Consider the following 25,456-nt stretch of genomic DNA (forward strand, 5'->3'; position numbering starts at 1 on the left):
AAACACAAATAAAACGGCTCTAGCGGCCGCCGTTTAAATTTTAATCGTTTTTATATAGTTTGTCAACGATAACCTATGATTTTATGACATACCCAGGATAAAATATAAATGTTATTTTCAACGGTTACATATAATAATAGCGAAATAACAATTTTAGAGATAAATTATTTGGAATTTATAGAAAATTTGCCTAATAACCATTGATTCCCAATGTGAAATACGATAGGATAAGATATGTGTAATTGGAGCCGGTTTTAATCGGCGGGAAAGGATAGAGGTTATGGAACATAAATTGATAGTTGACAGCTGCTGCGAACTGATCCCGGAGCTAGAGGAATCTTTGGGCGCCCAGGCGGTGCCTCTGTCTATGCTGGTAGATGGGGTTACGTATGTAGACGATCAGAACCTGGATGTCAATGAATTTCTTGCCGCGATGAAAAAAAGTAGAAAAGGCCCCAAGTCCTCCTGCCCTTCTCCTCAAGCGTATGCGGATAAACTGCGCAGATGTATGAATACGTTTGTGGTAACGCTCTCTTCCAAACTGAGCGGTTCCTATAACAGCGCTATGATCGCAAAGGGTCTGGTAGAGCATGAAGAGCCGGAGAAAAAAATTCATGTATTTGATTCTCTGAGCGCCTCTGCAGGCGAGATTGCGGTAGGACTAAAAATAAAGGAATGTATCGATCAGAAGCTGGACTTTGACAGTATTGTAGTTAAAGTAACCGATTTTATCGACAATATGAAAACCTTCTTTATTTTGGAAAGCCTGGATACTTTGATTAAGGCGGGGCGTATGGGGATGGTGACCGGCCACCTGGCCACAGTATTATCCATGCGGCCGATTATGACCGCTCATATGGGGAATATCAAGCTCCATGAAAAGGTCCGGGGATCGGATAAGGCGTTTGCCCGGCTGGTGGAGATCATAGGGGAGTGCTGCACCAACTTTAAGGAACACACCCTGGTTATTACCCACTGCAATAATGAAAAACAGGCGAACTTTATTAAAGAAGAAGCAGAAAAACGATACAACTTTAAAGATATTAAAGTGGTGCCTACACGAGGGCTAAGCAGTATGTACGCCAATGAAGGCGGCGTAATCATCGCCTTTTAACTGGATAAAAAGCGGGGACGATGTCCCCGCTTTTTTTATTTTATGGCATTTTGCACTTCCGACAAGGAGGGCAGAGCTGAAATACCGCCCTTTTTAGTGGTGGTTAAAGAACCGGTAGCATTGGCAAAGATAAGACATTCTTTTAAGATTTCCGGCGTCAGATATGCCAGTTTCCCTTTTGTTTTGGTCAGCAGCATGTAATGAAATCCACCGATAAAGGAATCTCCCGCTCCAGTGGTATCAACTGCACGCACCGGCAGCGCAGGCAGGCGCAGAGAAAATCCGTTAAAATAGGCATATGAACCTTGGGCGCCTAGGGTAATTAGCACCAGAGGAATATGATATTTGTGCGAGAGGTAGTGAGCGCCTTTTTCCAAGTGATCAATACCAGTCAAAAAGACCAGCTCCTCTTGGGAAATTTTTAAAATGTCAGTATCCTCCATCACAGAAAGCATGGTCTGTTTCGCTTGGGATAAATCCGCCCATAAAGGCTCCCGAAGATTAGGATCGTAGGAGATGAGGCAGCCGGACTGCCTGGCGTAGGACAAAGCGGTCATTGTCGCGTCGCGGCAGGGCTGGGTGGTCATGGAAAGCGACCCGAAATGGAACAGACGGCAGTTTTTAAACAGATTTTTATTGATTTCCTTGCTGCAAAGGGTTACGTCTGCAGTTTGATCCCGGTAGAAGCTGAAAGAACGGTCCCCATCCGCCGAGAGATGAACAAAGGCAAGGGTGGTATGGAACTGATCCGTTAAAAGAAGCCCGGAAACATCCACCCCATTGGAAATTAGCGTATCTTTCAAAAAACGGCCGAAGCTGTCCGCGCCTACTTTTCCGATAAAAGCGGTTTTCAATCCAAATTTCCCGCAGGCGCAGGCCATATTTGCTGGAGCGCCGCCAGGACTTTGCTGAAACAGGGGACAGCCGCCTTGGGCAGTTCCCGCCGGAGAAAAATCAATCAGGATTTCTCCCATAGCAACCACGTCATACATTGACCATATCACCCCTTTAAAGATTATCTTTTCCTTTAGAATAACAAATTAATCCTAAGGGGTAAATAGCAAAAGAAAAAAATTCCCATTTAAAAGAAATAGCAACCGTCCGGTGGATACCGGGCGGTTGCTGTTTATTCGATATATTTCAAAAAGCGGCTGGCTTTATTCATTTTCCCATCCCCGTAAGCGGACCAGGTGAGGAAAAGTTTTTTCTTGGCCCGAGTGATAGAAACATAAAACACCCGTTTTTCCTCCTCCAAATTTCCCGATTTAATCGAAAGGTAGGTAGGGAAAACAAAATCCTGGAGCATGGGAAGAAAAACATAATCAAACTCGCAGCCTTTGGCCTGATGGGCGGTGATCACCATAATCTTATTTTTAGAAGCGCCGATTTCCCCCATTTCCCCTGCGGAAAGAGCGGAAATCTCCAACAAACGGGACAACAAAGCGCAGGCGTCTTTTTCCTCCATCTCCCGGGCAAATTCCATAAGCCATTCCAATGCCGCAAGGTTTTCTTCCTGATCCTTGTATTTTTCTTTTATTCCCAGCATTTGCGTCAGCTGCGTCAGGAGCGTATACGCATCCAGGTTATTTTTTTCCTGCCGCAGGCGGGCTGTATTCAGAGAAATTTCTTCAAACCGGCTTAGATACTTCTTATACAATGCCGTACGCGCCTCCCGTGTGGGACGCAGGTATTGGTCGGCTAATATTACCAGCAGATCAGCGGTAGCCAAAATATCATCCATAGCGTCATGGGAAGGCTGGTGGGGAGTGTTAAACCGCTGAGCCAGAGTAGAAAGCTTGTAATTGGGCAGATCCTTGAGATACCGCCGGCTTAGATACAAGGTATCATAGTATAGATTTTCTAACGGCGAGGAAATGTTGCAGCGAGACAGATTATACCGCAGAATAGTCATATCATAGGACACATTGTGCCCTACGATCACATCTTCCCCCGCAAAGGCAAGGAAATCCTTTAGAACCACAGCAGGGTCTTCCCCGTTTTCTTCAAGGAAACGGTCGCTGAAACCATGCACCTTTTCACTGCTGCCTACCGGCTTGGAAGGGCGCAAAAACCGTTGGAACCGAGAAATAACCCGGCCTGTTTGGTCAATCTGTATAGCGGCAATCTGGATAATATCATCCGTGTATACATCCGTGCCAGTGCTTTCCACATCAAAAACGATTACATTTCCGCACTCCAACTGATCCAGCAGGGGCGAAAAGAAATCCTGCTTTTCAAACGTCCGGCGGTCCACAAAATCACACAAAGAAATTCCCAAGCCCTGTTTATACCCTTGAATAATAGCGTTGACAGTAACCTCGCCAACCCCTTTCACATAGCGAATCAGCAGACGTTTTAAGCTTTCGCTGTCGAAGGGGTGCAGCAAGAGATGAATACCGGCCAGAAGATCTTTTACCGAGGCGCAGCGGAACATTCGGTACTGATCCCCAGGGACAAACTGTACCTGATTATTATAAATTTTTTGAGTTTCCTGCAATATTTGGCACAGTTGGCCGCAGGCCTTATTAGTACGGGCGATGACCGCTACCTGACAGGCATCCTGCAAAGAAAGACCGGCGACTGTTTGACAGATAAAATCCGCTTCCTCCTGGCAGGTGTCGAACTCCCGCAGGATCACATCCGGATTTTCACCGGATACTAAGCTGCCGGGAGAGTATGCCGCTTCCCCTATATGAAAAGCGTTGAATAAAAACTGCCGGGCCAGGGAAAGCAGCCCCTGGCTGCTGCGGTAGTTCGAGGTGAAACGGATGGTTACAGGAGAAAAATCCCGCTGATAAAGAGGTATGATCTCATTGGGCTGGGAACCGCGCCACTGATAAATGGTTTGATTAAAATCCCCGCAGATCAGCGTAACGGCGGCTAGACACAACTTGCGTATCAACCGGTATTCAGCGATACTCACGTCCTGCACCTCGTCCACATGGACAAATTTATATTTTTCTTTCCACAGGGAGAAAAACTCCGGCTGGGATAACAGAAGTCCTGTTTTAATCAGCAGGTCGTTAAAATCCAAAGCGTTGTTTTGGGCCATTTTTTGATTATAAAGTTCCACTAGGGAAACGCCGTACTTTCCAAGAAACCTGAAAAATTTTGGATCCGGCTGATACCATTGGTCCAAGCATAGACGCTCGATTTTCTCCCGTTGGGAAACAAACGCCTGCGCGGCAGCTTTGGTATACCCTCCGGCAGGATCCAGCAGGTAAATTTCCTTGACCAGACCGATAAAGCTTTGTACAATTTGGGCCGGACGGTCGGCGACCTGGGCCTGCTTTATTTCAAACATCACTTCCCGGACGACTTCCAGGGAGTCCGTTTCATCAAATACAGCAAAATCACCGGAAATATCCGTATACTGGGAAGGAGCCGTCCGCAGGAGCTGGGCGCAGAAACTATGTACTGTAAAAATATCTACTGAAAGGGAAGCTGCCCCCACGATGGAAGAAATGCGTTCCTTCATTTCCTTACAGGCCCGATTGGTAAAAGTAAGGCATAAAATCTCTTCTGGACTCGCTTTTTTCTGGGATAGGATAGCGGCGATGCGATAGGCCAGCGTATTGGTTTTTCCGGTGCCCGCGCCCGCTAACAAAAGGATATTTTCCTGCAGGTTTTCTACTACTTCCCTCTGCTGGGAATTGAGCGTGATAGGCAAGGTCGTGTTCATCCTACTTCTCCTTTTTAAGCTACAGGTCGTTTTCCGATAAAAGCGTCACGCCATGCTGAGAAAGCAAGCGGGCGGTGAGCCCCTGGCCGGGGATCACCGACGCGGAAAAACTGCCGTCATAAATAAAATGTACGCCGCAGGAGGGGCTTTTTTCCTTCAAAATCGCTTTTTTAATACCCAGTTTTTTGGCTATGTCCAAGGTGCGCTGAGCCCCTTTTAAAAAGGCAGCCGTCTGCTCCTGGTTGTGTACATCATATACTTTCCCCTGGAAAATTTCGCAGGGAGGCCGGGGTGTGGGAAGGCCGCCGAATAGTTCGGGACATACAGCAAGCGCCCTGCCTTGAGAAACCAGCTGGGCAACGCTTTTTTGAATATTGCTCTTTCCGTCATACCGGCAATGTTCTCCGCACAGGCACGCGCTGACTAAATACTCGATATCTAAAAGCGCGGCGTGCTCTTTGCGGTACTGAATGGTAGAATCCACATCCAGATAATCGCACCGGATAGCAAGATCTTTATGCCGGGACAGTCTTTCACGGCACTCTTTGCATACCATTTTGCAGGCAAACTCTGCCTTTTCTTCCTGTGAAGCCTCCCTTGGGGCCTGCAGGGAACTGGCACACAGATATTCTCCATGGGACAGATGAAAGAAATAGCTGCATACAAGAGTACCGCCATAATCCACGGGGATTACGGCGGGAGAATAGACATTATGATTTAAAATAATATGAGTGGCTTGATCCAGTGGCATAGAAAGTCCCCGCAATCTAACTTTTTAAAATAAACTGTTTTTGAAACTTGACGATTTCCGACAAGACCGGCAATATAGTAAGAGAAAGCGGCCGGGGTGGGAAAGCCGGAAAACACCGGCGAGCACTGAAAAAATACAATCCGGCAAACTAAGTGTAACGCACTTTTGAGATTTTTTCAACAGGATAAAATGCCGCGGTGCGGCAATTGGGGTGTTTGAAAGTATTAACCGTCACAACTGGGGGGCGGAGACCAAAGAATAGACGATTTATCATTGGCGCTTGGACAGAAATTTTTTATAATTAGCGTATTTCCTCAAAATAACCCTATCTTTTTTATGAAAAATAGTTAACTTTTGTACTGTAATTTATTGGTGTAAAATGCTACAATTAAAAAACATATAAATCTAAAATTTTGAAAAAGGAGGAGCAACATGAACGAACAAATTATGCAGGTTTCCCAGAGAATCAAAGAGCTGCGCGAAATACTAGACGTAGACGTGGCCCAGCTGGCAGAACAGGTGAATGTTCCGGTGGAAGAGTACCTAAAATATGAAAACGGCCAGGTGGATATTCCCGTAGGGGTGATCTATGGTGTCGCCGGCGTCCTGAATGTGGACCCGACTGTGCTCCTCACAGGAGAAGCGCCGCGCATGAGCGATTATACCATTGTCCGTCAGGGACAGGGCGTTTCGGTGGAGCGTTATAAAGGATACAAGTTCACTTCCTTGGCGTTTAATTACATCGACCGCACGCTGGAGCCCATGATCGTTGATCTGGACCCGGATGAAAAAGGCGCGGAGCTGGTCGTCCACAGCGGCCAGGAATTTAATTATGTCCTGGAAGGGAAAATCGCGGTGGTTATCGGAGCCAAGCGGTTTGAGCTGGAAGCGGGGGATAGCATCTTTTTTAACCCCACGACGCCCCATGGTCAGCGAGCGATCGGCGGTCACGCCCGTTTCCTGACTATTATTAATGAATAATCAGAAAGAACGGTGCATGTAGCCTATGTTAGAAAAATACCTTCCCCGTGTGCAGTTTGACAGCTACGAGGATTTTAAAGCCAACTATAAATTAACCATCCCAGAGGATTTTAACTTTGCTTACGATATTATTGACGACTGGGCCAAACAGGATAAAAATAAGCCCGCTTTGGTATGGGTCAACGATGATTTTCAGGAAGAACGCCTGAGCTTCTACGACCTGATGGAGCGTTCCAACCAGGCGGCGAATTTTTATAAAGCGAAGGGAATTAAAAAAGGTGATTTTGTACTTTTAATCTTAAAACAGCGGGTAGAGGCCTGGATTTGCATGATCGCCCTGCATCGTATTGGGGCGATTGTTATCCCAGCCACCTTCCAGCTGATGCCTCATGATATTGAGTACCGCTGCAATAAAGCGGGGATAAAAATGATCACCTGTATTGATGAGGATGAGCTTCTTTACAATATCCGCCAGGTGCGCTCCCAATGTCCGAGTTTGGAGCATGTGGCGGTGGTGGGGGGAAATATTCCGGAGGACTGCATCAACTTCCGCAAGGAGGTAGCAGCCTGCAGCAAGGAGTTTCCCCGCCCCGTAGGAGAAGAAAGCACCAATGTCCATGACCTGATGCTTGGCTATTTTACTTCCGGTACTACCGGGATGCCCAAACTGATCGTACACGATTACGCTTATCCTTTAGGCCATATTACCACCGCCAATTATTGGCATCAGGTGCAGGAAGGCGGACTGCATTTTGTATCCGCCGACAGCGGCTGGGCCAAGTTTGGCTGGGGCAAGATTTACGGCCAGTGGATCTGCGGAGCAGTAATCGTAGCCTATGATACGGAAGGAAAATTTGATCCTCACCATATGCTCAAAACGATTGAATATCTCAAGCCCACCACCTTCTGTGCGCCTCCCACGGTTTATCGGTTTTTAATTAAGGAGGACCTGTCCAAATACGACCTGTCCTGCTTAAAGAAATGCACTATTGCCGGCGAACCCCTCAACCCGGAAGTATTCAATAAATTTAAAGAGGCCACCGGGCTGGAGTTGACCGAAGGATTCGGCCAATCGGAGACCACGGTTATTATCGCAAATTTCCCCTGGTTTCCAATCAAACCAGGTTCCACCGGGAAGTTTTCTCCTTTGTATGATCTGGATATTGTGGATGAGAACGGAGAAAGCTGTGAAGACGGTATCGTAGGCACAGTTGTGGTGAAAAATTTGGACAAGTACCATCCGCCGGGCCTGCTGGTGGAATATTATAAGGAACCTCAGGCAAATGCCGCGTCTTTTTACGATAATATGTATTCCACCGGGGATACCGCCTGGCGGGACGGAGATGGCTATATTTGGTTTGTAGGACGCAACGACGATGTGATTAAGTGCTCCGGCTACCGAATTGGACCTTTTGAGGTAGAAAGCGCATTGATGACCCATCCCAGCGTATTGGAATGTGCAGTAACCGCCGCGCCTGATCCGGTAAGAGGTCAGGTGGTTAAGGCCACCATAGTGCTGGCCCGTGGTTTTACTCCTTCTGATCAGCTGAAAAAAGAACTCCAAAGCCATGTGAAAAAAGAAACGGCTCCTTATAAATATCCCCGTATTGTGGAATTTGTGGAAGAGCTTCCCAAAACTATGAGCGGCAAAATTCGCCGGGGACAGATCCGCGAGGAAGACCGAAAAAAACAGTAAAAATGCAATACTACTTGCAATTAAAGAAGGACTGTGCTATACTATTTTAGTAGTAAGATAACAAGACGATGGAAAGAGTGAGGAAAACCTCACTCTTTCGTTTATGTATGGAGGGATTTTAGGGAATGGCAGGGAGCGGCAAAAAGCCAAATACCGTCTTCGTATGCACCCAGTTGGCCCAGGAACTGGCTCAGGAATTGGGGGTATATTTGTGGGATGTGACCTTTGAAAAGGAGGGAACATCTTGGTATCTGCGGTATTACATCGACAAGGACGGCGGAGTGACTATCGACGACTGCGAGACGTTCAGCCGCAGAGTGGATACCCTTTTAGATGAAGCGGACCCTATCTCCCAGAGCTATTATCTTGAGGTAAGCTCTCCGGGTATTGAGAGGAAACTGACAAAAGACTGGCACTTTAAAAAATATGCAGGCCAGCAGGTTCTGGTGAAACTTATCCGGCCGGTGGAAGGCGTTCGGGAGTTTGTCGGAGAACTGCTGGGGATTAGCGACGATGGAAACACCATTACCATTTTGCTGGAAGAGAATTTGGAAATGCAGGTTTCGTTAAATGAAACCGCTTATGTGAAATTGTATGTTGAATTTTAGCAGACGTAATAACAATAAAATGGAGGCTACCGGAAAATGAATAGCAACAGCGAATTTTTTGAAGCATTATCTTTGCTTGAGAAAGAAAAAGGAATCCCTGCCAAGCTTCTGGCAGAAAAAATAGCAACGGCCATTGGAAATGCCATCCGCAGAGATGTGGGTTCCAGTGATGACGATATTGTAGAGATCGACCCGGATACAGGCAAATTTTATGTGGCTATCCGCAAGGTGGTAGTGGATGAGATTGAGGACCCGGCGCTGGAAATCCTGCCGGAGGAAGCGAGAAAATATGACAGCAGCGCTACCGTGGGAGACAAAGTGGAGATCGCGTTGGATACCAAACAGTTTGGACGTATCGCCGCCCAGACAGCCAAGCATGTCATCCGTCAGGGAATCCGGGAAGCAGAGCGGGGACAGCTGTTTGCGGAATATTCCAGCCGCCAGCATGATATTGTAACTGCTACCGTGATCAAAACCGATCCCAAAAAAGGAAATGTTACCTTGGAGATTGGAAAATCCGAGGCGATCCTGCCGAAAAGCGAGCAGGTGCCCGGGGAGGAGCTGAAGGACGGCGAGCGGATTAAAGTATATGTGGTTGACGTGGTCAATGGGGAGAAAGGTCCCCGGATAATGATCAGCCGTACCCACCCAGGGTTGGTAAAGCGTTTGTTTGAGATGGAGGTACCGGAGATTTTCGACGGAACCATTGAAGTGAAATCTATTTCAAGAGAGGCGGGATCCAGGACCAAAATCGCCGTGTGGAGCAACGATGAGAATGTGGACCCGGTAGGCGCTTGTATTGGACCTAAGGGACAGCGTGTTTCCGCCATTGTGGATGAATTGGGCGGGGAAAAAATTGATGTTGTAAAATACTCTGGCGACCCGGCGGAGTTTATCGCTGCGGCGTTGTCGCCGGCGGATGTGCTTTCAGTGGAAGTGGACCCAGAAGGGACGAAAGTATGCAAGGTGACAGTACCTGACCATCAGCTGTCTTTGGCTATTGGCAACAAAGGCCAGAACGCACGCCTTGCGGCAAAGCTTACCGGCTGGAAGATTGATATTAAGCCGGAAAGCGGATTTTACGGGGAAGAGGAATAAAAGATCCCATACTCAGGCTTTTTACAGGAGGAATTTATGCAGCAAAAAAAGGTGCCTATCAGAATGTGTTCCGGATGCAGTGAGCACAAGCCAAAACGGGAACTGGTACGGGTGGTACGTACGCCGGAAGGAGAGATCCTGCTGGATTTAACCGGGAAAAAGTCCGGGCGGGGCGCATATCTGTGTCCTAATTCCGAATGTTTGAAAAAAGCTAGAAAAGCACGCCGGTTGGAACGCGCGCTGGACTGCGCTATTCCCGCCGAGGTTTATGACCGCTTGGAGGAGGAGATGAAAAACAGTGAATAGCAAACTGATTTCCGCCATCTCCTTATGTAGAAAAGCGGGGAAACTAAAGATGGGATTTGATGTTGTCAAGGAAGAAGTTAAATATGGAAACGCGGACGTGGTGCTTTTATGCAGCGATTTGTCCGAGCGTTCCCAGCAGCAGATGCAATATATCTGCCAGGAGAACCAAGTCCCAGTGGCGCGGCTTCCCGTGACCATGGAAGAATTGTGGAGCGTAGCGGGAAGAAAATGCGGAATATTCGCAGTGGAGGACAGAGGGTTTTGTAAAATGATCTGCAGCCTTTGTTCCCCGGAAGACAATCCCCAGGACAGCAAAATGAAAAAATAGCGAGTTCTGACTTCTCCCGCACGGTTTGCTGGGGGAAGCAAACCCACAGCAAATCGAGGATACCGGTTAATAAGGAGGAACGAATTTATGATAGAAAAGTATAGAGTACATGAGGTCGCAAAAGATTTGGGCCTGCAGAGCAAAGAAGTAGTTGACCTGTTGGGAAAATACTTTGATACAGAAAAAAAGAGCATGACGGCTCTGAATGAGCAGGAATTGAGTGTAATATTAAATCATTATACCAATGAAAATAAAGTAGAAAACTTTGACGAATATTTTGCGGAGGGCGCCCGTAGAAAACAGGAGGCAAAAGGTCAGGGCAAAGCGCCCAATACGCCCCCTGTTCCGCAGACTTCCGTTCAGCCCAGCGCCCCCAAAGCCCAGCCGGCGCAAAACCGTCCTGCCGCTGCGCAGCCGGCCCCGGCTCAGAACCGTCCTGCGGCTGCTGCCGCCCCTCAGGGGCAGCGTCCGGCGGCGCCTCAGGCGTCCCGCCCCGCTCAGCCGGCGCAAAATCGCCCGGCGCAGGGACAGCGTCCGGCGCAGCAAGTGCAAAACAACAGCAGTAATACCGTTCCCAACAAACCTCGTCAGCGTGCGGTAACTACAGTGGATATGCGTGCGGGGTCTACTCAGGTGGAGATGGAAAAATACAACGAAAAATACGATAACCTGGCGTCCAGCAAATTGGGCAGCCGGGGAGATGTAGCTGCGCAAAAACAGAAGCTTACCCAACGCAGCGCCGCCCGCCGGGGAAAACCCATCATGTCCAGAAAAGAAAAAGAGGACGCTAAACTTCGTAAACTAGAGCTGGAGCGTCAACGCCGGCAGAAACTGGAAGTGGTCCTTCCGGAAGAGATTACCGTAGGGGATTTAGCCGCTAAATTAAAGGTACAGTCGGCGGAAATTATCAAACGTTTGATGGGCCTGGGAGTAATGGCTACGATCAACGATATTATTGACTTTGATACCGCTTCTATGGTAGCGATAGAAATTGGAGCTAAAAAGGTAGAAAAAGAAGTGGTAGTCACCATCGAAGAACGGTTGTTTGACGAGACCCAGGACGCGGATGAAAACCTGCAGGAAAGAAGTCCGGTAGTAGTGGTAATGGGCCATGTTGACCATGGTAAAACCTCTCTCTTGGACGCTATCCGCAACGCCAATGTGACGGATGGAGAAGCGGGAGGCATTACCCAGCATATCGGTGCGTATCAGGTAAAAGTAAATAACAAAAATATTACCTTTCTGGATACTCCGGGACATGCGGCGTTTACATCTATGCGTGCCCGGGGCGCACAGGTAACGGATATTGTTGTTCTGGTAGTTGCGGCCGACGACGGTATTATGCCTCAGACGGTGGAAGCCATCAATCATGCCAAAGCGGCGGGGGTTTCCATTATCGTAGCTATCAATAAGATGGATAAGCCGGAAGCCAATCCGGACAGGGTAAAACAGGAACTGACCGAATATGAACTGGTTCCGGAAGAATGGGGCGGCGATGTGATCTGCGTCCCGGTCTCTGCAAAAACGCAGCAGGGTATCCCAGAGCTTTTGGAAATGATTCAGCTGGTTGCGGATACCAGTGAATTGAAGGCTAATCCGGATAAGATGGCCAAGGGTACGGTTATCGAAGCAAAATTGGATAAAGGCAGGGGGCCGGTTGCTACCATTCTGGTGCAAAACGGCACCCTTCATTCCGGAGATATCGTAATTGCCGGCACAGCTATCGGCCGTGTAAGGGTAATGCTCAACGACAGGGGCGAGAAGGTGGAAACCGCTGGCCCGTCCACTCCGGTAGAGATCACTGGCTTGGGCGACGTACCATCTGCGGGCGATGTATTTAACGCGGTAGAAGATGAGCGTTTGGCCAAAGAATTGGTGGAAAAAAGAAAACAGCAGGCAAAAGAAGAACAGTTTAATTCCTACGAAAAAGTTACGTTGGATAACCTGTTTAGCCATATTTCCCAAGGGGATATTAAAGAGCTGCCGATTATCGTAAAAGCAGACGTACAAGGTTCGGTGGAAGCGGTAAAACAGTCTCTGGAGAAACTGTCCAACGATGAGGTAAGGGTAAAAGTAATCCATGGCGCTGTGGGCGCGGTAAGCGAATCCGACGTCATGCTCGCTAATGCTTCCAACGCAATTATTGTTGGGTTTAACGTCCGTCCAGATCCGATTGCACAGGAAAACGCGGAACGGGACGGGGTCGAAATGAGAATGTACCGTATCATTTATGATGCGATCAACGATGTGGAAAGCGCTATGAAGGGTATGTTGGCGCCGAAAACTCGTGAAGTGGAGCTGGGACGTGCGGAAGTACGCGCGGTTTACAAGATATCCAGTGTTGGTGCAGTTGCCGGCGGCTATGTGGTTTCCGGTAAGATCACCAGGACTGCCAATATCCGTATCGTCCGTGACGGTATTATTATTGCGGATGATAAGCTCAGCAGCTTAAAACGTTTCAAAGACGATGCAAAAGAAGTGGCCAAGGGCTTTGAATGTGGCATGGCTTTGGAGAGATTTAATGACCTCAAAGAAGGGGATATATTTGAGGCTTATGAAATTGAAGAATACCGCGACTAAAAAATATCACAATAGTGACAAGAAAGGCGGCTGCCTTTCTTGTATGTGATAAAGAAGGAGGGATTTTAATGTCATCATTTAAAATCTCCAGAACCGGGGAAGATATTAAGCGCGAACTTACCGATATTATGCGCTCTCTTAAAGATCCAAGAATTACAGGGTTAATCAGTATTGTGAAAATGGATCTGTCCGGAGATATGTCTCACTGTAAGGTATATATCAGTTCTATGGATGGACTGGAAGCGGCAAAGAGGGCGGTGCAAGGTTTGACCAGCGCTTCCGGATTTATTAAGCATGAGCTGAACAGCAGGATGAAGCTGCGCAAAGTGCCTGATTTTAAGTTTATTGCAGATAACTCTATTGAACACAGCGCGGATATTTCCAAGATGTTAAACGACCTGAAATAGAAAAGGACTGGGCTTTTTATGATCATTGATGTTTCTAAGGCATGCGACCTTCTGAAAAAAGGGGACGATATCCTGATTCTATCCCATCAAAAACCAGACGGGGACACCTTAGGCAGTGGTTTTTCTCTGAAATATGCCTTGGAAAAGCTGGGAAAAAGAACCCGGATTGAATGTTCTGACGGGTTTCCCTCCCGGTATGGGTTTATGTATCAAGATGGATTTGATCCGGATAAACAGGAACAGTTTACTCCGGGGATGATTGTAGCGGTGGACATCGCGGATACTCAGCTGCTGGGTAAAAAAACGGAAAAATACAAAGATCGAGTGGATTTGTGTATCGACCATCATCCCTCCAACACCCATTATGCGAAAAACCTGGTGTTGGATTCACAGGCGGCGGCGACAGTCCAGCTAATCAGCAAAGTCATTGACGGGCTGGGAGTTAAAATAGATCTGCTTATGGCAACCTGCATTTATACGGGGCTTGCTACGGACACCGGATGTTTCCGCTACTCCAATGTTACCGCTGAAACCATGTACCTGGCTGCCAGGATGATGGAATATGGCGTGGATGCATATGGGATCAATAAATTGATGTTTGAAACCAAATCCGTAGCTCGTATGGAAGTAGAAAAACTGATCATGGAAACTTTGGAATATTATTATGACAAGCGGTGTGCTGTAATCGTGATCTCCGATGAAATGGTGAAAACCACCGGCGTTTCGGAAGAAGAGCTGGAGGGAGTTTCCGCCATACCTCGCCAAATTGAAGGGGTAGAAGTGGCGGTGACTTTGCGCCAGAAAGGCGCAAGGACCTATCGAGTGTCCATGAGGACGTCAGAATATGTTGACGCGTCCCGAATTTGCGTTCGACTGGGGGGAGGCGGTCATGCCCGTGCGGCAGGCTGCACAGTAGAAGGGACCCTTGTTCAGGTGAAAAAGAAAATTATAGAGCAGTTGAAAGACGCATTTTAAAAAACAGGGCGGTTCGGCCGCCCTGTTTTCTACTTATCCCTCTGAAAGGAGAGAAAAGATGCCTATGGATGGAATCATATGTATTGATAAACCGCAGGAATTTACCTCGTTTGATGTGGTTGCAAAGATGCGTGGAATTACAAAAACCAGAAAAATCGGCCATGCGGGAACCCTGGACCCTATGGCTACCGGTGTGCTGCCGCTGTTTTTTGGACGGGGTACTAAGGCGTGCGATATTCTTCCCCGGCAGGACAAATGCTACCTTGCGTGGTTTCAGCTAGGATATACTACGGATACTCAGGATATTACTGGGACAGTAACCGGGCGCTGGCCGGTAGACTGTACACTTGAACAGGTGGTAGATACGGCGGCGCAATTTACAGGAGATATTATGCAGGTGCCGCCCATGTATTCCGCGGTTAAAATTGACGGGCAGAAGCTGTACCGCCTTGCACGGCAAGGGGTAGAAGTAAAGCGTCCTGCGCGGCCGGTGACCATACATTCGCTGAATGTTTCACCGGTGGATCCGGCGGAGCATTGTTATCAGATGGAGGTACATTGTTCTAAAGGAACTTATATCCGTGCTCTTGTCGATGATTTGGGCAAAAAATTGGGCTGCGGAGCTACGCTGACCCGTCTTCGCAGGACCATGGCGGCCGGTTTTACACTGGAACAGTGCATTACGCTGGAAAGGGCGCAGGAGCTGTCCGATCACGGACAGCTAGGCAGCGTAATGCTGCCGATCAAAGAGGCGTTCGCCTCTTTGCCCTGCGCCCATCTCACTGACGTCCAGACAAAAATGGTCCTTAATGGGATCATCCTCGACGCGGATAGGGTGGACTGCCCAGATACGAAGGAAATGCTGGCAGTATACACACAAAGCGGCGTATTTCTTGGAACTGCCGCAGTAAACGAAGGAAACTTTAAAATGACAAAGCTGTTTACGTTAACTGTATAAATAAAGCCGGCGGGAAAACTAAGTTTTCCCGCCGGCTTTTCGTTGGTATTATTAGATCGCCTGGTTTTCTGCCGGCCGCTTATGAGGCTGCCCCAGAGTATAACAGGCCAATAGGGAAACAATTTTGGAATTTCTGTATGAAGCGATAAAATTTTAGCTTTATAGTTGACGATAGGGAACCCTCAACCGAACTGTGGTTCCGGAAAACTCATTGGGAAACAGCTCCATAGAGCTTTCAGAGCCAAAATTGAGAAGCAGGCGCATATAAACATTTTCCAAACCGATATGCGGACGCTCCGTATCCTCCTGCACTGTTTTGGAATCGATAGATAATTCTTCCAGCCGTTGGAAGGTGTACGACCGGGAATCAAAGCGTTGCTGATAAGACTGAAAGGCCGCTTGCAGACGCTTACAGTCCTTGGGAGAAATAGGAATACCATTGTCAACGATTTCAATAATGACAAAGTTTCCCTCCTGCCAGGCGCTGCACTTAAGCATACTTCCCGGGTGGTTAAAGACCTGGCCGTGCGAAATAGAGTTCTCCACCAGGGGCTGGAGAGTCATTTTAGGAAGAGCCGCATCTTCCACATGGGGATCAATATTCAGGGTAATACTATCCTCATTTTTAAACCGCATCTTTTGCAGAGAGACATATCTCTGTACATAGTTGAGCTCTTCCCTTAAGGTGACCACGGGATGCTTCATGTCCATAGCATATTGCAGCATCTGTCCGAAAGAAGAGATAAAATCATACTGCTCATAATTATTGGTTTTTAAAGCATTGGTGGCCAGACACTGAAGGGTATTATATACAAAGTGGGGATTAATCTGCGCTTGGAGCATATTCAATTCGGTATTTTTGTTAGTTATCTCCAATTCGTACTGACGAATTTTATACTTGTTGATAGAGTGCAGCATATCCTCAAACGAGTTAAGCAATGTACTAAATTCATCGTTATGGGGATAAGCTACGTAATCCGAAAGCTGGAAATCAATGCCGCCTTTTTTCTTGCTGTCTACTCCTGAAATGTAAGAAGCGGCCTTTCTCATAGGAATGGTGTACCGCAGCACTGTCAAAGAATTCAGGATAGCCGCAGTAATTAACCCCACAGAAAATACGGCCATAAACGTAGTCAACAGGATATTGACGTCCCCATACACCGTATTGGCAGGCAGAGTTTTTATCACCTGCCAGGAGAAAAGTTCCGAGCTGAAATTCTTTCTTAGAATTAACATATCTCCCTGAAATTCATAAGTAAAAGTGACGTCTTCCGGCATAGGCTGATAACTTAGCGTGAGATTGCTGCTGGCGCTTTCCGGAAAAACCGTACTGGCGATTACGGTAGAATTTTCATCCAAAACATATACCGCTTCATCGCTGTCATAAGCAAATCGGCAGTTCTGCTCGATAAATTCATTGGAGATATCCACCGCCAAGACGCCTATAGGATCTTTGGCAAAAGGAAGATTATAAATAGGAATCCAAATTGTAAAGACAGATTCCGACGGAGTTTTTTTCTCTAATGTGGAATAATGAATCAGATGGCCATAGGAATTTTTGGGGTGAGTGGGTTCGATGTACGCTTGGTTAAAAGCTACAAATTCTGGGACAGGCCCCTGCTCGGAAAGGTCCACAGACATTACCGAGCGCTGGAAATCCTTGCTCACGATAAGGAAGGATTTTTCCATGCGGTAAGAGAGCAGACGTATCTGTACTGCATCCGGAGTAGAGGCGTAAATGCCGAACAGATAGGAAAAGATAGGCTCGGTATCCTGGGAAAGAAGTACGGAGGAATGATTTCCGTAGGTGAGCACCTTGAGGGCCGCATTAGTAGGATTGGAGTTCATGTATATCCCCCGGGAGGCGGAAACGCAGGTAGAAACATAATGTGAAATGTTTTGCACGGAAACGTCCATGGTGGATTCAGCCTGCACCAGGTAACGATTCATAGAATAATCCCGCATGGTACGATAGAAAATCAAAGAACAAAATAAAATAGGCACGATAGTAGAAACAATAAGGAGGGTTACCAGACGAATACTGATGCTTCGGAAAGGTTTTGTCATCGTTTAACCTCCTTTAAAATAATAAAAACTCCTTTTGCCGCAAAAGGAGTTACGGGCCCGCGGGCCCGTAACAATAGTTCTATTTGAATTGTAAGAGAAGGGAAGGAATATGTCAAGAATGAGAAGGCGGTGTTTGACAAAATGACGAAAAAACTCCCTTTATGTTAATAATTCAGACATCTATTCCCAAAAAAATATTAAAATGTTCAGCAAAATGACTAGTATTATTTTAAAGAATATAAAAAAATAGTCAAAATCGTCCACCTAAGGCGCAAAATATTACGTTTTCATTTTATGAGGCAAGCCATATAATTTAACATATAAAGGACAGTGACTAAGCTTTTGTGCTTGAGGGGGGAAGGTTTTTGAAAAAACAAGGCAATGTAAATCCATCTGCAAAGCGAAACAATTATAAGCAGTTGCCTTACTATGCGATCTTTATGGGACCAACGATTATATTGTATTTGCTTTTGTTTATCATTCCGTTCATAGGGGAAGTTTTTTACTCTTTTACCGACTGGAATGGTATCAGTTCGTCTTTTAACATGGTAGGACTGAAAAACTATATCAAAACCTTTGGAGATGAAAAATACTGGTACTCCATGTGGTTTACGATTAAGTTCTCTTTCTTTACGGTAATTTTTTCTAACCTGATTGCGTTTGTGTGGTCCTACATACTTTCTCACGATATTCCATTTAGAAACTTCTGGAGAGCGCTTATCTTTCTGCCCCGTATCATCGGCGGTGTAATCCTCGGTTTCTTGTGGAGATTTATCTTCCAAGAAGTGTTTGTACAATTCGGTAAAGCTACCGGACTTTCTTGGTTCGCTCAGGATTGGTTTTCCACCGAATCGTCCTCTTTCTGGGCGTTGGTTATTGTATTCACCTGGACTCTTTCTGGTTACCTGATGCTCATTTACAGTGCGGGCTTCGCTTCTATCCCGGATACTCTGATTGAAGCGGCCACCATTGACGGAGCGAAAAAGGGCCAGATACTTAAAGATGTTATCATTCCGATGCTCATGCCTTCTATTACACGATGCCTGTTTATCGGTATCAACTGGGCGATGCTTTTGTATGATACCAATATCTCTTTGACAAGTGGTAATCCGTTCAGGTTGTCAGAAGGTGCCACCATGAACATCTATGCGACTGCTTTCCGAACCAACCAGATGGCTTACGGCGCGGCCAAGTCGACTATCTTCGTGCTTGTAGTTGTAGCCATTACCATACTGCAGGTTATCCTTACCTCACGGAAGGAGGTTGAGCAATAATGAAACGTGAAAAACGAGTTACGACGTTTATCTATTTGCTTATCCTTATTATAAGTGCAGTAGCGGTTGTAATGCCTCTTTACATGACTATCCTAAACTCCTTTAAACCCTATCCGGAAATTGCCGCTGATATTACTGCGTTCCCGATTGATTTTACCTGGAACAACTATATTGAGGCTTGGACCAGGCTGGATTTTGCCAATTCATTTAAGAACACCTTGATTATCGCGATATTTTCTAACGTGGGCAGCGTGGTATTCGCCAGCATGCTGGGGTACTGGATTGTCCGGCATCCAAATAAGTTTACTAATAGTGTGTATTTCTTGATTATCGCTGGTATGGCGATCCCCTTCCAGGGAATTATGATTACCTATGCGAAAATGATCGGCCTTTTGAATATGGGAAACCATCTGATGGGGGTTATTGTGAGTAACTGGGTGTTCTCCACGCCTATGAGCATGTTCCTCACCGCCGGTGCGGTGAAATCCGTGCCTTATGAAATTGAAGAATCCGCCCGTATTGACGGATGCGGTCCGCTGAAAGTGTATTGGCAGATTGTATTCCCGCTGATCAAAGGGACGATCTTCACAGTGGCGTGTCTGAATATCATCGATTACTGGAACAACTACTTGATGACTCAGTTCATCCTTACCAAAAAGGATATGCGTACCATCCAGATCGCCATGCAGTCTTTGTTTAATGAAGCGTTCTTTGCATGGGATGTGGCCCTGGGTGCGGTTTCCTTGTCAATCCTGCCGCTGTTTATCTTCTTTATTATTGCCCAGAAGCAGGTATTGGACGGCGTTACCGCCGGTGCGGTAAAAGGCTAAGATGTTTTTAGGTTGTTTCCTAGCGCTGGAAGCGCTTATTATATGAAACGTCAAAAACAGGAGGTAAGAAAAATGAAAAAGGTATTAGCTATCCTATTGGCGATGGCGATGTTGTTCTCCTTTGCTGCGTGTGGCGGCGAAGAGGCCAGCACACCTTCAGCGCCTGCGGATGATTCTGCTGCTAGCGGCGATGCGGCCCCTGCAGAGGAAGAGAAACCGGCGGACGGTTCCATTACTTTAACGGTAATGATGCCCTTGGGTCAGTGGACCGATAACTTTGATGTACTTATCGAGAAGTATATGGCGACTCATCCGGAAATTAAAGCGATTGACGCTACTTTCCCCAGCAGTGACGTTTACAACGATCTGCTGAAAGCTGCTTTGGCTTCTGGCGAACTGCCGGACATCATGGGAAGCAGCTACGGCGCTGGTATGGCTGAATGGTGGCCGTACTGGGCAGACCTGAGCACCGACTGTGAAGCTTATGGTCTGTTGACCGAAGATCAGGTTGCCATTGGTCAGTGTGATGACTATGGTATGCTGATTATGCCGATCTACGTAGAAGGTACTGGTATCCTCTACAACATGCGTTTGCTGGGCGAAGCTGGTTGGGACCGTGTTCCGGAAACCCGCGACGAACTTGCGCAGCTGTGTGAAGACCTGCAGGCAAAAGGAATTCAGCCGTTCCTGCATCAGTGGGCGGAAACTTATCTGAACCTGTTTAACTGGGTTGGACCGACCTGGTTGGGCAACAAAGAAGGCGCTGGCATGGACTTCTTGGACAAATTACTTGCTGGCGAAGATATGGATCTGGTCAACGACCCGGATCTGAACGATCAGTTGGATTACTATGATCTGGCGATCAAATATGCGCAGCCCAATGCAATTGCTACTGACAAGTGGACCGCGAGAAATGCGTTCTTCCTTGAAGAGGGCGCTATGCTGACAGGTGAAGGTTCTTGGGAATATCCGAACATCATGGATGTTAACCCGAAACTGATGGATTACATCAAACAGAGCTATCTGCCCATCAGCAATGACAAAGAGAAAAACCATATGCAGCTCCAGACCATCGCTGCCAGCGTTAACAAAGATTCTAAGAATCTGAAAGCAGCGAAAGAGTTCTTGTCCTATATCGTTTCTTCTGAAGACGCCCGTGTATGGCATCAGGAACAAATGGGCAGCCCGACATCCATCACTTCTCTGGAAATCTCTGATAAGCTTCCTTGCATCGCGCAGGACGTTGTTCAGATGATGAAAGATGGTAAAGGCAGCGAGTCCATGTACGAGTTTATGCCGTCTATCCTGAGCGTAGACATGGAAGAGCTCTGGTCTCTGTATGTTGGACAGCAGATTAGCCGTGAAGATTTCTGCAAACGTTATCAGGAAATTTTCACCAACTATGCTAACGGCTACTACGACTAATTTTTGAGGATCTATTTCGGTTGCTGCCGAAATAGCTGTTAAGTGAATACAGGGCTCCGCCGACAAAAAAGCGTTTGCGCGGAGCCCTTGTTTTCTGTTCCGCCGATGCAATGATTTGATCTAGGTTGATAGAAATACGAGCTATTTTTGTTTAAAGCGATGAAATTTTCTTGACCGATAAAAAACCATTGACATTGACGGAAATTAATTTTATAATTTATGTAACGGGTTACATTTTTGAGATGAATTTTGACAGCTCTGCAAGCTTACGTTATATAAAAGATTTACAGAGATGATGTGTCTATACCTTATGGGGAAAGTATTTTGCTTTCCCAAAAAACGTCCCCAAAAATGTAATCGCTTACATATAAGCGGATATGTAGTGATATATTCAAAGGATGGTCTCTCGGCGAGGCCGGGATAAAATAAAGGAGTGCGGGTACAGCAAAAGGGATTGTCCCGCGCTGAAAACAAGTAACAGCAGAGGGGGAAAAATATGAAAGCCTACATTGCAAAAGATGAGGAGATCGTACGCGACTATGACCAAAAGGGCGTCGCGAAGGTGGAACTTCTTCCCGGAAGCTTCGACGGTCCGCTGAAAGCGTATAAATATTTCTTGAAAGCGGGCAGCGATGTTTCTATGGAGAAATACGCCGACAAAGCGGTGGTATTTATTTTCGGAAAAGGAAAAGGGTATATCGCGGATACCGCCGGCGGATTTAAAATTGACGACCTGTGTTTCTATGCCCCGAATTTTGACAAAGGGGACTATGTAATCCATGCTATCGAAGATTTGGAATTTGTAATGTGCGTCAGCGAAATGGACGACTATGATCGCTTCAGAGCCGGCGAATGCAGGGTGCATCTTCCTTTCTTCCGCACGGTAAATCAGTGTTACCGGTATGAACAAGATTGTAAAACTCCGGGAATGCAGTCCCGCTCCATTTTGTTCGGCGACTTTGGACGGCTGGGAAAAATCACCATGGGACTTTGCCGGGGAACCAACGCCGGTACAGTGGAAAAAGCCCACAATGAAGTGCATCAGTGGAACTACTGCGTAGGAAATTCCGACTTCGAAATGACGGTAGAAGATGAAAAATATAACCATAAGGCAGGGGATTGGAGCTTTATCCCCGCAGGCTATGACCATAGTTTGGTAGCCGGTCCTGGCAAAGAAGTCTATTATGTTTGGGTTGAACTGTACACAAGTCAAAAAGGAGTTTATTAAGGAGGGCAGCGCAATGAGTGTAGAATTTTTATCTGAGGCGGCCAAAGCCGCTAGAAATTACGATGCTCAGGGCTATGCCCAGAGCGAGCTTCCCCAGGGGGAAGAAGTAGGCGACATCAAATTTTACAGATGTTCTCTGAAGGCCGGGTGTAAAGTCTCTCCCGCTTTGGATGGAGAAAAATTTGTTGTTTTGATCTTCAACGGGAAAAAAGGGTATATTACCACCAATGAAGAGATGTTCAATATCACAGAACCGGCGTTTTTTGCTCCGGATTTTGACCGCACGCCGTATACGGTACATGCGGTGGAAGATATGGAATATATCATGGGTGTCTTTGGGCTTAACAAATGGGACAAAGAGTTTTATGCCAAATGGAGCCTGCATTTCCCATTTTTCAGCTTGTACAGCGACGGTGTGCAGTATGATCAGGACTGCAAAGGTCCTCATACCTGTTCCTGGAGCATCATTCAGCCTTTCCAGATCGGCCATGTGTCCATCGGTGTAGTGCGGGCGATCGGCGAAGGTACCGATGAAAAAGGGCATAAGCTTCTTCATCAGTGGAACTACTGCTTGGGCGATTCTGATTTTGATCTTACGGTGGATAATGTTACTGTGGCACAAAAGCCCGGCGACTGGAGCTTCATTTTTGCTGGAAAAGATCACAAACTGCTGGCGAAACCCGGCAAAGAAGTGTTCTATGTATGGGTTGAGTATTTCACCGAAGAGGATCTTCAGAAATACTATATGCACCAGATTTATAACGGAAGCTTCTCTGAATTGAGCTGATGTAAATGAAAGGAACCTGTAGGAAGAGGGTTTTTTACAGGTTCCTTTTAAGTGGAAAAATATAAGTGGCTTTATCAATGCAATTAAAGAAATGGAGATGTGTGAAGATGGAAAAAATCAAATTCCTGAAAAAATCCGATATTCCCTTTAAAGACGAAGGAAACGGCTTGCAGCGGGGCGAAATGCTGCCGGGCTCTATGGAAGGAGTCAGCACTTACCGCTGTATTTTAAAGGCGGGCAGTAAAATCCATCCGGAAAAGGAATCGCAGCGTTTGCATGTATTCTTTTTCATCAGCGGTACAGGCCGGATAGTTACACCTAAAAAAACTTTTGAAATCACCGAGCGGTGCGTATTTTGCCCACGTATGGACGAACAGGACTACACCTTTGAAGCGGATACGGAATTAGTATATCTTCAGTTGGTACAGACTCTGTCGGAAAAGGATAAAGCAAACTTTGAAAAATATCATATAGTATTGCCTTGGTTTAACACTTTGAGCAACTGGCATATTTATGTGGAAGGTTTCCGTGATGAAGCGCTGCGCACTTATTCTGTTCTTCCCCAGTATTATGTAAGCCGTATGAGCTTAGGCGAAGTGGTAGGCCCTGGCGAAGCGCGCTTGGAGCCCCATTCTCATCCGGAACTTTATCAGTGGTTCTGTGCTCTGCCTGGGACCGATCCTTTCCATTTCCGTGCGGATGACGAAGAGGTAGAGGTAAACGAGGGGGATTGGATCTGTATTCCCAACAATGCGGAACATATTGTTCTCACGGATCCGGAAAAGCATATTGATTATATTTGGTTTGAAATGGTGGTTCCTGGGATGGAATGCTGTCCTTTCTATGATTTCCAATAAAATTTAAAAAAAGAGCGGCGTGTATACGCCGCCTTTTTTATGGAAAAATGATTGACGATGGGAAAGAATAAAGATATAGTATAGTTGATATGCAATTTTGTTGTGGGATAGGAGGCAGGATGGCGTGCTGGTAATCCATGAATTGGACGGGCAGGTGAACTGTCGTCATACCGCCGTAGCGCTGGGCTTTTTCGACGGCCTGCATCTGGGGCATGAAGCGGTCATCCGCAGGGCGCTAAGCTATGAGGGCGACGGAATATGCTCGTGTGTATTTACTTTTACGATGTCAGGCAGCCATCCGAAGTCCAAATTAGGGGCGGGGGAACTGCTTACTGAGGCCCAGAAGGAAGAACTGCTCAAAAGCTGGGGCGTGCGGATGATGCTCTGCCCGGAGTTTGACGAATTTAAAGAAATGTCTCCTGCGGATTATGTAAAACAGGTTCTAGTAGATTTGCTCCATGCAAAATGGGTATGCTGTGGGTATGATTTTCATTTTGGAAAAGGCGCTGTCGCCGGGCCTGAGGAGTTAAAAGAGCTGTGCGCGCCTTATGGAATTTCGGTAGAGGTGGTAGACGCGGTAGAGATGGAGGGGCGTCCTATCAGTTCCACCAGGATACGCACCCTTTTGAAGGAAGGACAGGTGGAGCAGGCAAACCGACTGCTGGGCCGGGCGTTTGGGTACAATTTTAAAGTGACCAAAGGAAAACAGTTAGGCCGCACCATAGACAGCCCTACGATTAACCAGTGTATGCCGGCAAATTTTGTAGCATTAAAGCATGGGGTGTATACATCTATTACGAAGGTGGAAAAGGGCTGGCTCCCTTCAGTGACCAACGTTGGGCTGCGCCCAACGGTGGATCAGGACCCTAGAGTGATATCGGAAACTTATATTTACGGTTATCAGGGAAATTTGTACGGTAAACAGGTGGACGTACGGCTGCTTCATTTTCTGCGCCCAGAAAAGAAATATCCCAGTGTAAAAGAGCTCAAAGAACAGATACAGCGGGATATTTTAGCTTCTTTGCCAATCGCGCAGGAATATATTGCAAAAAATAACGAAAAATAATCCATGAAAACTTTACAAATAAATTTAGCTATGGTATAATAAAAAATCGATATGACCTTTTTCACGGAGACAGGATATTTGCCCGGAACAGCTGTGCTTCAGCTTGCGGGGAGATCACCCGCCTGTCCCTGAGATAAAGGCGTAAATATTTATGAGGTGATTAGAAACTATGATGAGAAAAGAAGAAAAACAGGAAGTTATCCTGGCGAACAAAACCCATGAAAATGATACCGGATCTCCGGAAGTCCAGATTGCTATTCTGACTAAAAGAATTAACGATCTGCAGGAGCATTTCAAGGTTCATAAGAAAGACCATCACAGCCGTCGCGGACTGCTGAAAATGGTTGGTAAAAGAAGAAACCTGCTTAACTACCTGGCGAAAAAGGATGTTGAGCGTTATCGTGCTCTGGTAGCGAAATTAGGCCTGCGTAAGTAAGT

The 25,456-nt window shown here is 46.6% G+C and carries 23 protein-coding genes; 19 read left to right on the forward strand and 4 right to left on the reverse strand.

Annotation, left to right across the window (positions count from 1 at the left end):
• The first annotated feature begins 280 nt into the window (after nt 1-280).
• The gene (locus H8705_RS07815) at nt 281-1,114 is read left to right on the forward strand and encodes a DegV family protein (RefSeq protein WP_262395280.1); all 834 of its coding nucleotides are present in this window, start codon (nt 281-283) and stop codon (nt 1,112-1,114) included.
• A gap of 35 nt (nt 1,115-1,149) precedes the next feature.
• Here the strand turns inward: H8705_RS07815 and H8705_RS07820 are convergent, their stop codons facing one another.
• From H8705_RS07820 to H8705_RS07830, 3 genes are all read right to left on the reverse strand, one after another.
• Complete coding sequence (locus tag H8705_RS07820; protein ID WP_262395281.1) at nt 1,150-2,106, reverse strand: carbohydrate kinase family protein; 957 nt, start codon at nt 2,104-2,106, stop codon at nt 1,150-1,152.
• A gap of 134 nt (nt 2,107-2,240) precedes the next feature.
• Entirely contained in the window at nt 2,241-4,796 is a 2,556-nt protein-coding gene (locus tag H8705_RS07825) for a 3'-5' exonuclease (RefSeq protein WP_262395282.1), read from the reverse strand.
• Nucleotides 4,797-4,815: 19 nt separating this feature from the next.
• Nucleotides 4,816-5,547, reverse strand: coding sequence for a DUF523 domain-containing protein (locus H8705_RS07830; RefSeq protein ID WP_262395283.1), 732 nt, complete (start codon nt 5,545-5,547; stop codon nt 4,816-4,818).
• 432 nt (nt 5,548-5,979) lie between these two features.
• Here H8705_RS07830 and H8705_RS07835 point away from each other — a divergent pair, with 432 nt between their 5' ends.
• From H8705_RS07835 to truB, 10 genes are all read left to right on the forward strand, one after another.
• Nucleotides 5,980-6,528 carry a helix-turn-helix domain-containing protein gene (locus tag H8705_RS07835; protein ID WP_262395284.1) on the forward strand — a complete coding sequence of 183 codons (549 nt, stop codon included), beginning with the start codon at nt 5,980-5,982 and terminating at the stop codon, nt 6,526-6,528.
• Between the two features lie 25 nt (nt 6,529-6,553).
• Nucleotides 6,554-8,224, forward strand: a complete 1,671-nt coding sequence (locus H8705_RS07840) for an AMP-binding protein (RefSeq protein ID WP_262395285.1) — start codon at nt 6,554-6,556, stop codon at nt 8,222-8,224.
• Nucleotides 8,225-8,349: 125 nt separating this feature from the next.
• Nucleotides 8,350-8,832 carry a ribosome maturation factor RimP gene (locus H8705_RS07845; RefSeq protein WP_262395286.1) on the forward strand — a complete coding sequence of 161 codons (483 nt, stop codon included), beginning with the start codon at nt 8,350-8,352 and terminating at the stop codon, nt 8,830-8,832.
• Between the two features lie 36 nt (nt 8,833-8,868).
• Entirely contained in the window at nt 8,869-9,930 is a 1,062-nt protein-coding gene (gene nusA, locus H8705_RS07850) for a transcription termination factor NusA (RefSeq protein ID WP_262395287.1), read from the forward strand.
• Between the two features lie 36 nt (nt 9,931-9,966).
• On the forward strand, nt 9,967-10,236 hold the full coding sequence (gene rnpM / locus H8705_RS07855) for an RNase P modulator RnpM (RefSeq protein ID WP_262395288.1): 270 nt from the start codon (nt 9,967-9,969) through the stop codon (nt 10,234-10,236).
• Nucleotides 10,229-10,564: a L7Ae/L30e/S12e/Gadd45 family ribosomal protein gene (locus H8705_RS07860; protein WP_262395289.1), complete on the forward strand. Its 336-nt coding sequence runs from the start codon at nt 10,229-10,231 to the stop codon at nt 10,562-10,564. The genes rnpM and H8705_RS07860 overlap by 8 nt, the downstream gene beginning before the upstream one ends.
• Before the next feature lie 87 nt (nt 10,565-10,651).
• Entirely contained in the window at nt 10,652-13,144 is a 2,493-nt protein-coding gene (gene infB / locus H8705_RS07865; protein ID WP_262395290.1) for a translation initiation factor IF-2, read from the forward strand.
• Between the two features lie 68 nt (nt 13,145-13,212).
• The gene (gene rbfA, locus H8705_RS07870) at nt 13,213-13,551 is read left to right on the forward strand and encodes a 30S ribosome-binding factor RbfA (RefSeq protein WP_262395291.1); all 339 of its coding nucleotides are present in this window, start codon (nt 13,213-13,215) and stop codon (nt 13,549-13,551) included.
• A gap of 18 nt (nt 13,552-13,569) precedes the next feature.
• Nucleotides 13,570-14,526 (forward strand): DHH family phosphoesterase, encoded by a 957-nt coding sequence (locus H8705_RS07875; protein WP_262395292.1) that lies wholly within the window; start codon nt 13,570-13,572, stop codon nt 14,524-14,526.
• 64 nt (nt 14,527-14,590) lie between these two features.
• Entirely contained in the window at nt 14,591-15,484 is an 894-nt protein-coding gene (truB, locus tag H8705_RS07880; protein ID WP_262395293.1) for a tRNA pseudouridine(55) synthase TruB, read from the forward strand.
• Between the two features lie 159 nt (nt 15,485-15,643).
• Here the strand turns inward: truB and H8705_RS07885 are convergent, their stop codons facing one another.
• Nucleotides 15,644-17,551, reverse strand: a complete 1,908-nt coding sequence (locus H8705_RS07885; protein WP_262395294.1) for a sensor histidine kinase — start codon at nt 17,549-17,551, stop codon at nt 15,644-15,646.
• A gap of 365 nt (nt 17,552-17,916) precedes the next feature.
• On the opposite strand from H8705_RS07885, the gene H8705_RS07890 reads away from it, so the two are divergent.
• The 8 genes from H8705_RS07890 (at nt 17,917) to rpsO (ending at nt 25,454) form a co-directional block, all read left to right on the forward strand.
• Nucleotides 17,917-18,825, forward strand: a complete 909-nt coding sequence (locus H8705_RS07890) for a carbohydrate ABC transporter permease (protein WP_262395295.1) — start codon at nt 17,917-17,919, stop codon at nt 18,823-18,825.
• Nucleotides 18,825-19,655, forward strand: a complete 831-nt coding sequence (locus H8705_RS07895; protein WP_262395296.1) for a carbohydrate ABC transporter permease — start codon at nt 18,825-18,827, stop codon at nt 19,653-19,655. The genes H8705_RS07890 and H8705_RS07895 overlap by 1 nt, the downstream gene beginning before the upstream one ends.
• Nucleotides 19,656-19,667: 12 nt before the next feature.
• A complete protein-coding gene (locus H8705_RS07900; protein ID WP_262395297.1) occupies nt 19,668-21,080 on the forward strand; it encodes an ABC transporter substrate-binding protein in 1,413 nt (470 codons plus the stop codon).
• Between the two features lie 496 nt (nt 21,081-21,576).
• Nucleotides 21,577-22,308: a cupin domain-containing protein gene (locus tag H8705_RS07905; RefSeq protein ID WP_262395298.1), complete on the forward strand. Its 732-nt coding sequence runs from the start codon at nt 21,577-21,579 to the stop codon at nt 22,306-22,308.
• A 13-nt stretch (nt 22,309-22,321) separates the two neighbouring features.
• The gene (locus H8705_RS07910) at nt 22,322-23,095 is read left to right on the forward strand and encodes a hypothetical protein (protein ID WP_262395299.1); all 774 of its coding nucleotides are present in this window, start codon (nt 22,322-22,324) and stop codon (nt 23,093-23,095) included.
• Between the two features lie 107 nt (nt 23,096-23,202).
• On the forward strand, nt 23,203-23,952 hold the full coding sequence (locus tag H8705_RS07915) for a cupin domain-containing protein (RefSeq protein ID WP_262395300.1): 750 nt from the start codon (nt 23,203-23,205) through the stop codon (nt 23,950-23,952).
• A gap of 124 nt (nt 23,953-24,076) precedes the next feature.
• Nucleotides 24,077-25,018: a riboflavin biosynthesis protein RibF gene (ribF, locus tag H8705_RS07920; protein WP_262395301.1), complete on the forward strand. Its 942-nt coding sequence runs from the start codon at nt 24,077-24,079 to the stop codon at nt 25,016-25,018.
• A 169-nt stretch (nt 25,019-25,187) separates the two neighbouring features.
• The gene (gene rpsO / locus H8705_RS07925; protein WP_262395302.1) at nt 25,188-25,454 is read left to right on the forward strand and encodes a 30S ribosomal protein S15; all 267 of its coding nucleotides are present in this window, start codon (nt 25,188-25,190) and stop codon (nt 25,452-25,454) included.
• Nucleotides 25,455-25,456: the final 2 nt, after the last annotated feature.

This window comes from Youxingia wuxianensis, assembly GCF_014385085.1.
GTDB lineage: Bacteria > Bacillota > Clostridia > Oscillospirales > Ruminococcaceae > Youxingia > Youxingia wuxianensis.

Coding starts and splice junctions, on each gene's coding strand:
- H8705_RS07815 (WP_262395280.1), top strand. CDS start 281: ATGGAACATAAATTGATAGTTGACAGCTGCTGCGAACTGATCCCGGAG.
- H8705_RS07820 (WP_262395281.1), bottom strand. CDS start 2,106: ATGTATGACGTGGTTGCTATGGGAGAAATCCTGATTGATTTTTCTCCG.
- H8705_RS07825 (WP_262395282.1), bottom strand. CDS start 4,796: ATGAACACGACCTTGCCTATCACGCTCAATTCCCAGCAGAGGGAAGTA.
- H8705_RS07830 (WP_262395283.1), bottom strand. CDS start 5,547: ATGCCACTGGATCAAGCCACTCATATTATTTTAAATCATAATGTCTAT.
- H8705_RS07835 (WP_262395284.1), top strand. CDS start 5,980: ATGAACGAACAAATTATGCAGGTTTCCCAGAGAATCAAAGAGCTGCGC.
- H8705_RS07840 (WP_262395285.1), top strand. CDS start 6,554: ATGTTAGAAAAATACCTTCCCCGTGTGCAGTTTGACAGCTACGAGGAT.
- H8705_RS07845 (WP_262395286.1), top strand. CDS start 8,350: ATGGCAGGGAGCGGCAAAAAGCCAAATACCGTCTTCGTATGCACCCAG.
- nusA (WP_262395287.1), top strand. CDS start 8,869: ATGAATAGCAACAGCGAATTTTTTGAAGCATTATCTTTGCTTGAGAAA.
- rnpM (WP_262395288.1), top strand. CDS start 9,967: ATGCAGCAAAAAAAGGTGCCTATCAGAATGTGTTCCGGATGCAGTGAG.
- infB (WP_262395290.1), top strand. CDS start 10,652: ATGATAGAAAAGTATAGAGTACATGAGGTCGCAAAAGATTTGGGCCTG.
- rbfA (WP_262395291.1), top strand. CDS start 13,213: ATGTCATCATTTAAAATCTCCAGAACCGGGGAAGATATTAAGCGCGAA.
- H8705_RS07875 (WP_262395292.1), top strand. CDS start 13,570: ATGATCATTGATGTTTCTAAGGCATGCGACCTTCTGAAAAAAGGGGAC.
- truB (WP_262395293.1), top strand. CDS start 14,591: ATGGATGGAATCATATGTATTGATAAACCGCAGGAATTTACCTCGTTT.
- H8705_RS07885 (WP_262395294.1), bottom strand. CDS start 17,551: ATGACAAAACCTTTCCGAAGCATCAGTATTCGTCTGGTAACCCTCCTT.
- H8705_RS07895 (WP_262395296.1), top strand. CDS start 18,825: ATGAAACGTGAAAAACGAGTTACGACGTTTATCTATTTGCTTATCCTT.
- H8705_RS07905 (WP_262395298.1), top strand. CDS start 21,577: ATGAAAGCCTACATTGCAAAAGATGAGGAGATCGTACGCGACTATGAC.
- H8705_RS07910 (WP_262395299.1), top strand. CDS start 22,322: ATGAGTGTAGAATTTTTATCTGAGGCGGCCAAAGCCGCTAGAAATTAC.
- H8705_RS07915 (WP_262395300.1), top strand. CDS start 23,203: ATGGAAAAAATCAAATTCCTGAAAAAATCCGATATTCCCTTTAAAGAC.
- rpsO (WP_262395302.1), top strand. CDS start 25,188: ATGATGAGAAAAGAAGAAAAACAGGAAGTTATCCTGGCGAACAAAACC.